This window comes from Pseudonocardia sp., from assembly GCF_025965585.1.
In the GTDB taxonomy this organism is placed as follows: domain Bacteria; phylum Actinomycetota; class Actinomycetes; order Mycobacteriales; family Pseudonocardiaceae; genus Pseudonocardia.
This window is the reverse complement of sequence record NZ_JAOPWR010000410.1, coordinates 1-11,847: the sequence shown is the minus strand read 5'-3', so window position 1 is coordinate 11,847 and position 11,847 is coordinate 1. Positions and strand designations below refer to the sequence as shown.

13 protein-coding genes are annotated in these 11,847 nt (G+C 70.9%); 5 read left to right on the top strand and 8 right to left on the bottom strand.

The features are described from left to right. On the top strand, nt 1-395 hold a 395-nt coding region (locus tag JWR81_RS25515), incomplete at its 5' end, for an MOSC domain-containing protein (protein WP_297658353.1). Between the two features lie 150 nt (nt 396-545). Next, a complete protein-coding gene (locus JWR81_RS25510) occupies nt 546-671 on the top strand; it encodes a hypothetical protein (protein WP_297658350.1) in 126 nt (41 codons plus the stop codon). 268 nt (nt 672-939) lie between these two features. On the opposite strand, the gene dnaB is transcribed toward JWR81_RS25510, so the two are convergent. The 5 genes from dnaB to rpsF form a co-directional block, all read right to left on the bottom strand. Then, complete coding sequence (gene dnaB, locus JWR81_RS25505; RefSeq protein WP_297658347.1) at nt 940-2,373, bottom strand: replicative DNA helicase; 1,434 nt, start codon at nt 2,371-2,373, stop codon at nt 940-942. 529 nt (nt 2,374-2,902) lie between these two features. Then, nucleotides 2,903-3,352 (bottom strand): 50S ribosomal protein L9, encoded by a 450-nt coding sequence (gene rplI / locus JWR81_RS25500; protein ID WP_297658345.1) that lies wholly within the window; start codon nt 3,350-3,352, stop codon nt 2,903-2,905. Nucleotides 3,353-3,365: 13 nt separating this feature from the next. After that, nucleotides 3,366-3,602 (bottom strand): 30S ribosomal protein S18, encoded by a 237-nt coding sequence (rpsR, locus tag JWR81_RS25495; RefSeq protein WP_296370607.1) that lies wholly within the window; start codon nt 3,600-3,602, stop codon nt 3,366-3,368. A 39-nt stretch (nt 3,603-3,641) separates the two neighbouring features. After that, nucleotides 3,642-4,163, bottom strand: coding sequence for a single-stranded DNA-binding protein (locus JWR81_RS25490; protein ID WP_297658341.1), 522 nt, complete (start codon nt 4,161-4,163; stop codon nt 3,642-3,644). A 10-nt stretch (nt 4,164-4,173) separates the two neighbouring features. Further along, a complete protein-coding gene (rpsF, locus tag JWR81_RS25485) occupies nt 4,174-4,569 on the bottom strand; it encodes a 30S ribosomal protein S6 (RefSeq protein WP_297658338.1) in 396 nt (131 codons plus the stop codon). A 271-nt stretch (nt 4,570-4,840) separates the two neighbouring features. Between rpsF and JWR81_RS25480 the strand changes: the two genes are divergently transcribed. Both JWR81_RS25480 and JWR81_RS25475 read left to right on the top strand, forming a co-directional pair. Then, complete coding sequence (locus JWR81_RS25480) at nt 4,841-5,611, top strand: deoxyribonuclease IV (RefSeq protein WP_297658335.1); 771 nt, start codon at nt 4,841-4,843, stop codon at nt 5,609-5,611. Between the two features lie 112 nt (nt 5,612-5,723). Beyond that, nucleotides 5,724-7,031 carry a glycosyltransferase 87 family protein gene (locus tag JWR81_RS25475; protein WP_297658359.1) on the top strand — a complete coding sequence of 436 codons (1,308 nt, stop codon included), beginning with the start codon at nt 5,724-5,726 and terminating at the stop codon, nt 7,029-7,031. A 7-nt stretch (nt 7,032-7,038) separates the two neighbouring features. Here JWR81_RS25475 and JWR81_RS25470 read toward each other — a convergent pair whose 3' ends face one another. Further along, nucleotides 7,039-7,632, bottom strand: a complete 594-nt coding sequence (locus tag JWR81_RS25470) for a CoA pyrophosphatase (protein ID WP_367278852.1) — start codon at nt 7,630-7,632, stop codon at nt 7,039-7,041. Between the two features lie 34 nt (nt 7,633-7,666). Between JWR81_RS25470 and JWR81_RS25465 the strand changes: the two genes are divergently transcribed. Continuing rightward, nucleotides 7,667-8,092, top strand: coding sequence for a DUF3052 domain-containing protein (locus tag JWR81_RS25465; protein WP_297658333.1), 426 nt, complete (start codon nt 7,667-7,669; stop codon nt 8,090-8,092). Here JWR81_RS25465 and JWR81_RS25460 read toward each other — a convergent pair. Both JWR81_RS25460 and JWR81_RS25455 read right to left on the bottom strand, forming a co-directional pair. Continuing rightward, nucleotides 8,052-9,602 carry a glycosyltransferase 87 family protein gene (locus tag JWR81_RS25460; RefSeq protein WP_297658331.1) on the bottom strand — a complete coding sequence of 517 codons (1,551 nt, stop codon included), beginning with the start codon at nt 9,600-9,602 and terminating at the stop codon, nt 8,052-8,054. The two genes, JWR81_RS25465 and JWR81_RS25460, sit on opposite strands and share 41 nt — an antisense overlap. After that, nucleotides 9,599-11,847: transglycosylase domain-containing protein (locus tag JWR81_RS25455; protein ID WP_297658329.1), on the bottom strand; the 2,249-nt coding region annotated here is incomplete at its 5' end. The genes JWR81_RS25455 and JWR81_RS25460, both read right to left, overlap by 4 nt.

Genomic DNA, 11,847 nt, shown 5'->3' with positions numbered 1-11,847 from the left:
TCGCCGACGGGTACCCGCTGCTGTTGGCCACCGAGGAGTCGCTCGCCGCGCTGGGCGAGCTGGTCGGCGAGCCCGTCTCGATGACGCGCTTCCGCCCCAATGTCGTCGTCGCGGGGGCGCCGGCCTGGTCGGAGGACCGCTGGCGGCGCGTGCGCCTCGGCGAGGCCACCTTCCGCGTGGTGAAGGCGTGCGGCCGCTGCGTGCTCACGACGATCGACCCGGCCACCGCCGAGAAGGGCCCCGAGCCGCTGCGCACGCTCGCACGGCACCGCCGGTGGGGCGGCAAGGTGTGGTTCGGGGTGAACCTCGTGCCGGACACGCCCGGCGCCGTCCTGCGCGTCGGCGACCCGGTGGAGATACTGGACGCGGTGGAGGCGGCCGAGCCGCTGCGGTAGTGACGGTGGAGACCGACGTGCGCTGATCGCGCCACCGGCACCGTCAGCGCCGCGACCAGCCCGGCGCCCACCGTCCCGCTCATCGCCGCGTTCTGTCGCACGCCGCCGTCGTCGCCGAAGACGCTGCCCGACGTCAGTGATGTTCGGCTCGTGTTCGTCACGCTCGCGGGGTGCCCGTCGGTGGCGTACACCTCGTCGCACACGGCCTCCGGCAGCGCGATCCGCGACGTCGTCATGGCGTTGCCCGACGACGTCGCGTCGGCAACGGACCTGTAGACCTCGAAGTGGATGTGCGGCCAGCGCCCCGAGTACGCCGCCGGGAAGATGCTGGTGAACGCGACCTGCCCCGAGGCATCGGTCTGCTGGATGCCGCGCAGTTAGTTCTGGTCCTCCACGTCGTAGAGCGGAGTACCTGCCCTCCCGGTCGCAGTGCCACAGGTACACCGCCGCTCCCGACATCGCCCCGCCCGCGACGTGGGTGACCGTAACACGATTCTGCGGATGCCGGGTATCAGAGCTGCTGATGCCCGGCGACCTGGGCGGGTCAGCCGTGGGCGAGGTCCGCGAAGCGGCTGTAGTGCAGCTGGTGCGCCACCGTGATGGTGCTGGTGGGCCCGTTGCGGTGCTTGGCCAGGATCAGGTCGGCCTCGCCGGCGCGGGGGTCGTCGCGCTCGAACGCGTCCGGGCGGTGCAGCAGGATGACCATGTCCGCATCCTGTTCGATCGAACCCGATTCACGCAGGTCGGAGAGCATCGGACGCTTGTCGGTGCGCTGCTCGGGACCACGGTTCAGCTGGCTCATCGCCACCACCGGCACCTCGAGCTCCTTGGCCAGCAGCTTGATCTGCCGGGAGAACTCGGAGACCTCCTGCTGGCGGGACTCGACCTTGCGTCCGGACGTCATCAGCTGCAGGTAGTCGAGGATGATCAGCTTGAGGTCGTTGCGCTGCTTGAGCCGCCGTGCCTTGGCGCGGATCTCCATCAGCGTGAGGTTGGGGGAGTCGTCGATGAACAGCGGCGCCTCGCTGATCTCGCTCATCCGCCGCGCCATGCGCGTCCAGTCCTCGTCGCTCATGCGGCCCGCGCGCATGTCGCCCAGGCGGATGCTCGCCTCGGCCGAGAGCAGGCGCATGACGATCTCGGACTTGCTCATCTCCAGGGAGAACACGGCGCTGGTCAGGCCGTGCTTGACCGAGCAGGAGCGCGCGAAGTCCAGCCCGAGCGTGCTCTTGCCGAGGCCGGGACGCGCCGCCACGACGATCATCTGCCCGGGGTGCATGCCGTTGGTGGCGGCGTCGAGGTCCGCGAAGCCGGTGGGGACGCCCAGCGCCACGCCGCCGCGGGAGGCGATCGCGTCGATCTCGTCCATCGTGGGCTGGAGCAGCTCCTCCAGCGCCACGTAGTCCTCGCTCGTGGAACGCTCGGTGACCTCGTAGATGGCGGCCTGCGCGCGGTCGACGACGTCGTTGACCTCGGCGCCGTTGTCGCCGTGGTAGCCCAGCTGCACGATGCGCGTGCCGGCCTCCACGAGCCGCCGCAGGATGGCCTTCTCGGCGACGATCTCGGCGTAGTACGCGGCGTTGGCCGCGGTGGGCACCGTGGCGATCAGCGTGTGCAGGTAGGGGGCGCCACCGAGCCGGATCAGGTCGCCGCGGCGCTGCAGCTCCGCCGAGACCGTGACGGCGTCGGCGGGCTCACCGCGGCCGTAGAGATCGAGGATGCAGTCGTAGACCGTCTGGTGGGCGGGACGGTAGAAGTCGTCCGGGCGCAGCACCTCGACGACGTCGGCGATGGCGTCCTTGCTCAGCAGCATCCCGCCGAGCACCGACTGCTCGGCCGTGAGGTCCTGCGGCGGTTGCCGGTCGAACCCACCGCCCGGCTCCGAGACCTCGTCGGCGGCGCGCACCGGACGCGGCCTCGACGGACGATCGTCGGGCCTGCGATCATCAGGTTGGGCCATACGCTGCGTCACCCCCATTGCCAGTGTATCGAACAAAGGTTCGACATGCTCGCGCCACATCGGGGCGACGCCCAGGTGAACGACAACCGCCACCTGGATCGAGACTCGTCCCTCGCGCGGCGACGTTAGGCACCTCGGGAGGGGAAGTCGAACCGCCCTGTGCACGGTCCTGGGGACTGGCTGGGGACGAATCCGCTCCGTCCCAGGAGAGCAGTGGGACCGACCTGTGGACGGAGTGGGGACAACCCCTTTCTGACGTGCATCGACACAGATCACAGCGTTGTAGGGGGGTGTGGACAACTTTGCTGTCGCGACACGCCGACGGGCTCTCCCTCGGCGTGTCGGGGGACGTCCGATCGGCTCTCCGCCGGGCGCATCCACAAGGTCACTGGGCGACACCGGCGTCACCTTCGGCGTCTCACCCGAACGAGGAGCGGCTCGCCGGGAGCGGCCGCCGAACGTGAACAGGGGCGGAACGAGGGCGCGAAGCCCAGGTTCCGCCCCTGTTACGGTGCGTGACGATCACCGACGATCGGCGACCGATGCATCAGCTCGCGACGACGTCCACCGCGAGCTCGGTGGTGACCTCCGGGTGCAGCCGCACCGTGACCGGGTGGCTGCCGACGGACTTGATCTGCGACGGCACCTCGACGGCGCGACGGTCGAGCGGCGGACCGCCCGCGGCGCGGACGGCCTCGACGACGTCGGCCGCCGTGACCGAGCCGAACAGGCGACCGGAGTCGCCCGCCGCCTTGGCCTTGATGACGACCTTCAGGGCGCCCAGCGTGCCGGCGACCTCCTTCGCGTGGCCCAGGTCGCGGATCTGGCGGGCCTTCTGGGCCCGCGTGATGGACGCGACCTGCTTCTCGGCGCCACGGGTGGCGACGATGGCCAGCTTGCGCGGCAGCAGGTAGTTGCGGCCGTAACCGTCCTTGACCTCCACGATGTCGCCGGGGGCGCCCAGGTTGGGCACGTCGGCGGTGAGGATGAGCTTCATCTGACCCAGCCCCTTATCGTGCGGTGGAGGTGTAGGGCAGCAGGGCGACCTCGCGGGAGTTCTTGACCGCGACCGCGACGTCACGCTGGTGCTGGCGGCAGTTGCCGGTGACCCGGCGGGCACGGATCTTGCCGCGGTCGGAGATGAACTTCCGCAGCAGACCTGTGTCCTTGTAGTCGATGTCCTGTCCCTTGTCCTTGCAGAACGCGCACACCTTCTTCTTCGGCTTGCGCAGGACCGGCTTGGCCATGATGGGTACTCCTGGGGTGTGCTCGAAAAGACGGGGGGTTTAGAACGGAGGCTCGTCGTCGGCCGACGGACCGCTGCCTGCGGCAGGGGCGGAGCCCCATGGGTCGTCGGCAGGAGCGCCTCCACCGGAGCCGCCGCTGTTGCCGCCGCCTCCACCGAAGCCGCCGCCCCCGCCACCGAAGTCGCCGCCACCGCTCCGGCTGACCTTGTTGACCTTGGCGGTGGCGTACTTCAGGGAGGGACCGACCTCGTCGACCTCGAGCTCGACGACGGTGCGCTTCTCACCCTCGCGGGTCTCGAAGGACCGCTGCTTGAGCCGGCCGCTGACCATCACGCGCATGCCGCGTGTGAGCGTCTCGGCGACGTTCTCCGCCGCCTGACGCCACACGTTGCAACGCATGAACAGCGCCTCGCCGTCCTTCCACTCGCCGGACTGGCGGTCGAAGGTTCGCGGCGTGGCGGCCACGGTGAAGTTGGCCACCGCGGCGCCCGACGGGGTGAACCTCAGCTCCGGGTCGGCGGTGAGGTTGCCGACCACGGTGATGACGGTCTCGCCTGCCATGGTCGACGCCTCAGCCGGCGGCCGGTGCCGCGGCGACCGCCGCGGATGCGGACGTGGCCGTCGTCGGGGCCGTGGCAGGTGTCGTGGAGGGCGCGGCGGCCTTCGGGGCGCGGGCCTTCTTGGGCTCGCGACGCAGGACCTTGGTGCGCAGCACGGACTCGTTGAGCCCGAGCTGGCGGTCCAGCTCCGAGATCGTGGCCGGCTCACAGGCGACCTCGAGGACCGCGTAGATCCCCTCGGGGTGCTTGAGGATCTCGTAGGCGAGACGACGCTTGCCCCACACCTCGATCTTCTCGACGGATCCTCCGTCGTTCTTGACGACGGTGAGGAACTGCTCCAGGGACGGCGTCACAGTGCGCTCGTCCAGACTGGGGTCGAGGATGACCATCAGCTCGTAATGACGCATGAGAACCACTCACCTCCTGTGGACTCGAATCGGCCGCGGGGGATCCGCGGCAGGAGGTTCTCATCGCGCACCGACAGAATCGGACCGCCTGCTCGTACCCGGGGGCTGCTCAGGGGCTCGACAACGGCGTCCAGGGGGACACCGGCCGGCGCGCGAATGACCAGGTTAACAGCGCGGAGCTGCGGCTCCGCAGCCGGGCACGGGCGTACCCCCGGCCAGGTCCACGACGGTGGCGGTGAGGACCGTCGGTGGGCGCCACTAGTCTCACACCATGCTCATCGGGGCCCACGTGCGGGAGGACGACCCCGTCGCGTCGGCGGCGGAACGCGGAGCCGACATCGTGCAGATGTTCCTGGCCGACCCGCAGGGGTGGAAGAAGCCCCCGTCGCATCCGCAGGCCGACGAGCTGCGCACCGGCGACGTCACGGTCGTCGTGCACTCGCCCTACGTCGTCAACCTCGCGTCGCTCAACAACCGCATCCGCATCCCGTCGCGCAAGGTGGTCGTGCAGCACGCCGAGGCCGCCGCCGAGGTCGGTGCCATCGGCCTGGTCGTGCACGGCGGCCACGTCACCCGGGGTGACGACGCCGCGAAGGGCTTCGACAACTGGCGCAAGTTCATGGAGCGCCAGGAGGGCGAGGGCGGCTTCGCGGTACCGGTGTTCATCGAGAACACCGCGGGCGGGGAGAACGCCATGGCCCGCCGCTTCGACGCGCTGGCCCGGCTCTGGGACGCCGTCGGCGAGTTCGGCGTCGGGTTCTGCCTCGACACCTGCCACGCGTTCGCCGCCGGGGAGGACCTCGTCGACGTCGTCGACCGGGCCAAGGCCATCACCGGCCGTATCGACCTGGTGCACCTCAACGACTCGCGCGACGGGTTCGGCTCCGCGCGCGACCGGCACGCCAACATCGGCCAGGGCACCATCGCGCCCGAGGTCCTGGCCGCGGTGTGCTCGGCCGCGGGCGCGCCCGTCGTCGTCGAGACACCCGCCGAGGGCCAGGCCGCCGACATCGCGTTCCTGCGTGAGCGGCTGGGATCGTGAACCGTCCAGCCCGGACGTCGACATGACCCGCATGGCCGTCCACGAGACGGGCAGCGAACGCTCCCCGGTCGTCCGCCCCCGCACGCTGCGCCGCCCCTCGGGCGCGGCCGTCATGCTCATCCTGATCGTCGTGCTCACCGGTGCCACGCTGCTGCTGGGGTACGCCAACAAGGCGCGCTGCGTCGGGCCGCAGTTCGACGCCCAGGGCCGCAGCGAGCCCGACTACGACATCCGCGTCGACCGCGACGTCTGCTACTCCGACATCCAGTACCTGTGGCTCGGCCGTGACATCGACAAGCACGTCTTCCCGTTCGTGTCCGGCTCCATCACCCCCGAGGGGCAGTTGCAGGGCGGCACCGTCGAGTACCCGGTACTCACCGGCATGCTGATGTGGGCGGGTGCCCTCTTCGCCGGCAACGACGGACAGTTCCTGCTCGCGTCGGCGCTGATCATGGCGCCGTTCGGGCTGTTCACGGGCTGGATACTCGGCAGGCTGGCCCGGTGGCGGGCGCTGGTCTGGGCGCTCGGGCCACCGCTGGTGCTCTACGCGTTCCACAACTGGGACCTGCCCGTGGTCGCGTGCGCGGTGGCCGCGGTCTTCGTCATGAACGGGTGGCGCACCGATCGGCCGCTCGTCGACCGCGGCGTCATCGCGTCGGTGCTGCTGGCGCTGGGCTTCGCGTTCAAGCTCTACCCGGGCGCGTTCGTGCTGCCGCTGGCGCTGTACGTCCTGACGATGTCGCGGCCGGGCCGGCTCGACTGGCGCGGCGCGATCCGCGTGGCCGTGGCCGCCGTCGTCACGGTCGTGCTGGTCAACCTGCCGTTCGCGCTCGCCGGCTACACGGGCTGGCGAGCGTCGTTCACGTTCCAGGAGATGCGCAAGGTCGACCTGACCACCAACTCCATCTGGTACTGGGGCTTCCGGCCCGAGTCCGAGCCCGACAACGTGGCGTTCCAGCACCTCGTGAACTGGCTCTCGCCCACGCTCGTGCTGCTGTCGTTCGTGGTCGCCGCGGCGGTGGGCTGGTGGCGGTGGCGGCGCGACGGCGTCTACCCGTGGGTCGGCGTGAGCGCCGCGATGCTGTGCGGGTTCCTGCTGCTGCACAAGGTGCACTCGCCCCAGTACACGCTGTGGCTGCTGCCGTTCTTCGTGCTGCTGGCCGTGCCGTGGCGGTGGGTGGTGAGCTACCTGATCGTCGACATCGTCATGGGCATCGGCATCTTCCGCTGGTTCTACGCGCTCAAGACCGGCGTCGGGGTCGGGATCTCCGAGGGCATCTGGGCGCAGGCCGTGGCCGTCGGAGTGTGGGGGAGGGCCGCGCTGCTGGTGGTGCTGTTCGTGGTGTTCCTGACCATCCCGGACCGCCTCGCGTCCATCCGGCGCGCCCGCACCGCCGAGGTTTCGGAGAGCGTTCTCTAGCGCGGCACTAGCGCCAGGCGAACACGGGCTGCTCGTAGTGGGCCACGCGCGTCGGCCTGCCGTGCAGCACCACCTCGCGGAACTGGTGCAACACCGCCCCGGTGGGGGCGTGCACGAACCGGTCGAACAGCGGCTGCTGGATCACCGGCGCGTCGGACTCGGGGATCGTGATGAACCGGGGTTCGACGTCGATCTCCGACAGCGGCACGCGGTACAGCTCGCCCACCTCGTCGGGGTTCGGGGTGAGCGCGGGACCGGTGCCGGCCCACAACACCACCGGCGTGATCACGTAGCCGGAGCGGGTGGCGTAGTCGTCGAGCAGGCCCAGCTCGGCGTCGGCGCCCAGCTCAAGGCCCAGCTCCTCGGCGAGCTCCCGCCGCGCGGTCTCGCCCGCGGACTCGCCCTCGTCGGCGCGACCGCCCGGCAGCGCCCACTGACCCGCATGGCCGCGCAAGGTGGTGGCGCGGCGCGTGAGCAGGAACGTGACGCCCTCGGGCTCGGGGACGAGCGTGATGCCGACGGCCGAGCGCTTGAGGTCGGGCCGGTCGGCCCTACGTCGCTGGAACCGCTGCATCGCCCGGGCCACCTGCTCACGTTCCACCGCCCGATCGTGCCTCACCCCCTACCGTGAGCGCATGACGGCACCGGCATCGAGCGGTGGGGCGGCACACGGCTACTCCGGCACGCCGCTGCCCCGCAAGCTCGGCGTGACGCCCACCAGTCGTGTCCTGCTGGTCGGGATGCCCGACGGGTTCGAGCTCGGGGCCCCGCACCACGTCCGGGCCGGCGCCCCCGGCTACGACGTACAGCTGCTCTTCTGCCCCGACGTCGCGACGCTGGGGAAGCGCTGGGCCCCCGCGGTGGAGCGGAGCACCGAGCGCGGGGCGGTGTGGGTCGCGTGGCTCAAGAAGGCCTCGGGCGTGCCCACCGACCTCACCGAGAACGGGGTGCGCGACCACGCCCTGCCGCTGGGCTGGGTGGACGTCAAGGTCTGCGCCGTGGACGCCACGTGGTCGGCGCTCAAACTCGTGCGCCGCCTGCCCGAGCGCCTGCGGTCGTGAGCGATGCGGGCGGCTCCGGTGCGGGGACGGCGGCCGATGGCGCGCTGGCCGGCCAGTCGGGGTCCTGGTCGGACTGGTCGACGCCGCGCAGCGGGTCCTCCGACGGGCGCAGCACCGACCGGACGATCAGCACGCACAGCAGCACCACCATCGCGTCGCGTACCCCGACGGCCCCGAGGAACCAGTCCGGCGGCAGGCCCTTGTTCGCGGGCGTGAGGTAGTAGTACATCCGCGGCACCCAGACCAGGGCGTCCACCAGCATCCACGTGAGCAGCAGCCGCCAGCGCGGCAGCGCGAGCACGGCGAGCGGCACCAGCCACAGCGAGTACTGCGGACTCCACACCTTGTTGACCAGCAGGAACGACGCCACCACCAGGAACGCGAGCGACGCGAGCCGAGGCGTCCGGGGCGCCTTCCACGCCAGCACGGCGATGCCGATGCAGCAGGCGACGAAAAGCAGCAGCGACACCGTGTTGAGCACGACGGGGGTCTGGCCGGCGGCCAACGGACCGTCGAACCCGGCCCAGCCGGTGAAGTAGCTGACGACGAAGTAGAGCGAGTCGGGGTCGGCGGGGCGGCTCTGGTTGAGGCGGAAGAACTCCCACCAGCCGGGCGTGAACGCCACCGCCACAGGCAGGTTGATCAGCACGAAGCTGCCCACCGCGGCGCCGATCACGCGCGCGGTGGTGGCGATGTCACGCCGGCGCAGCCCGACGAGCAGCACCGGCAGGAGAAGCAACAGCGGATAGAACTTGAACGCCCCGCCGACGCCGAGGAGCACCCCCGCCAGCAGCGGCCGGCGCCGGGCGAGGGCGAGCATCCCGGCGGCCGCGCAGCCGACGGCGAGCGTGTCGAAGTTCGTGAACGCGTGCGCGATCACCAGCGGCGAGAGCGCGACGAGCGCCGCGTCCCAGGGCCGGGAGCGGCGCAGCGACCGCACCGCCCACACGGCCACGAGCCAGGCCATCGCAAGGAAGATCGCCGTGATGTCGAAGTAGACGACCACCGGCAGCGCGGTGGGCAGCGGCACCACCGTGGCCGCCGCCAGCCAGGCGTCGGCGATGCGGGCGTTGGCGTACTGGAAGAACCCGGTGAGCACCGGGTACTCCATGTAGCGCACCTTCGCGTCCGCGCCGCTGCCCTCGGTCCAGGCGTCGCGGTAGGGCACGGCCCCGCTCGCGATCCCCTCGATGTCGTAGAGCGGGACGGTGTCGGAGTAGCACAGCGAGACGTACTGGCGGTCGTTGCGCCAGTCCAGCTGCGGGCCGTCGGCGGTCTGGTACTGCTGCAGGCAGTTGGCCTTGCCCAGGAAGCCCAGGGACAGCACGACGAGCGCAAGCAGCATGACGACGCGCAGCGGCGTCCAGAAGCGGCTACGGCCGACGATCGCGTGGCGGCCCAGCGGGCCGCCGACCATGTGGCTGGCGGCCGCGGCGAGCGGCTCGGTCCACGTGGGGACGACGCGTGCGGGCGGAGCGGGTCGTCCGGCCCCCCGACCGGACCGGGTCACCCCCCGCCACCGTTCCCGCCGCCACCGCCACCGTTCCCGTTGCCGCCGTTGCCGTTGCCGTTCCCGTTGCCGCCGCTGTTGCCGGTACCGGAGACGGGATTGCCGTCCGGGCCGTAGGCGGTGCCGTCCGGGGCGTAGTAGATGCCGGTGTTCGGGTCGAGGTAACCGGGACCGCTGCGCTGCAACGCCGTGGTGGGCGGAGCGGTGTAGGTCGGCGTCGGGGGGGCGGGTGCCTTGCCGATCGGCACGAAGTCCGAGAACTGCTCGTCCGGGACGTCCTTGAGCGCCTCGTCCATGAAGTCCTGCCAGATCGGCCCGGCGATCGTGCGCCCGTACGCCGGCCTGCCGGCACCGGTACGCACCGGGTCGCTCTTGTCGGTGCCGACCCAGACCGCCGTGGAGAGCGACGGCGTGTAGCCGACGGTCCAGGTGTCCTTGTTGTCGTTGGTGGCACCGAGCTGCACCGTCCCGGTCTTGGCCGCAACCGGACGACCGCCCGACAGCGGGATCGACGAGGTGCTCGCGACGTCGAGCATGGACTCGGTGATGTTGCGCGCCACCTGCTGCGACATGACCTGCGTGCCCGCGGGAGCGCCGCCTGTGCGGTCGAGCAGCACCCGGCCGTCGGCAGCGACGACCTTGGACACGATGTACGGGTCGCGGTGGACGCCGTCGGCGGCGAACGTGGCGTACGCCGACGCCATGTCGATCGGGTGCACCTCCTGGTCACCAAGCGCAATACCGCCGTCGGCGACGGGGAGCAGGTCGGCCGGGATGCCGGCCGCGTGCGCGGCGTCGACGACCTTGGCCGGGCCGACGTCGAGGCCCATCTTGTAGAAGACCGTGTTGATCGACTCGGTCATGGCCGTCTGCACCGTGCACTGCGCGCAGCTCTCGCCGTCGGAGTTGTTGACCTTCCGGCCCGCGAGGATCTGGCCTGACGTGCCGTTGTAGACGGTGCCGAGTCCGATGCCCTGCCCCGACTGCAGCGCAGCCGAGAGCACGAACGGCTTGAACGACGACCCGGGCTGGCGCGCGGCGTCGCCGGCGTAGTCGAGACCCAGGCCCTGCGAGCCGCCGTAGTAGGCGACGATCGCGCCGGTGCGGGGGTCGATCGCCACCGCGGCCGAGCGCAGGTCGTCGGGCTGGTTCTTCATCGTGGCGTTGACGGAGTCGACGAGCGCCTTCTGCTGGCGGCTGTCGACGGTGGTGGTGATCGTCAGGCCTTGGGTGTTGATCTGGTCGGGCGTGATGCCCTGGGCCGCGAGTTCCTTCTCGGCGCGCTGGTAGATGTGGTAGCGGTCGTCGCCGGGCACGCCGCCCTGCGAGGGAGCCTGCGGCAGCAGCGTCGGGTAGACCTGCTGCGCGCGCTGCGCGGGCGTGATCCAGCCGGACTGCACCATCTGGTCGAGCACGTAGGTCCAGCGGGCCTTCGAGCGGTTGACGTCGGTGCTGGACGGCGACTGGATGGTGCCCGCGAGGAACGCACTCTCCGACAGCGTCAGCTGGCCCACGTCCTTGCCGAAGTACGCCTTGGAGGCGGCCTGGATGCCGTTGGCGCCGCGGCCGAAGTAGATCGTGTTCAGGTAGTTCTCGAGGATCTGGTCCTTCGTCTGCTCCTTCGAGATCTTGACCGAGATCACGACTTCCTTGTACTTCCGCCAGAGGGTGGCCTGGTCCTGGCCGGTGGCGTTCTTGACGTACTGCTGCGTGATGGTGGAACCGCCGCCGACACCGCCGGTGAGCTGGTTGAACACCGCCCGGCCGATGCCCATGATGTCGAAGCCGGGGTTGGAGCGGAACGTGCGGTCCTCCGCGGCGAGCACGGCGTTCTGCATGTCGACGGGCACCTTGTCGAGCGTGACGTTGGTGCGGTTGCCGTTCTCCGGGCGCACGACGGCGATCGGCGGACCGTCGGAGAACGTGAACGTGGCGGTCTGGGCCAGCGCGGCGTCGTCGGCGGTGGGGACCTTGAAGATCATCCAGCCGATGACGAACGCGAGCAGCGGGCCGATGACGATGAGCGCGAGGAGCAGCCAGAGCCAGCGGCGCACACGCTGCCAGGTGGTCTTCGGACGGCCGGGGCCCTTCGCCTTCTGACCGCCGGAGCGCGCGGCCGGGGGCCCCTCGGCGACCGCGACGACCTGGGTGCGCGCGGCGGCGTCGTTCCGCGCCACCGACGCCGCACCCGTCTCGTCGTGGGTGAGCAGCGGCATGTCACCGGACCGGTACGGCGCGCGCGGGG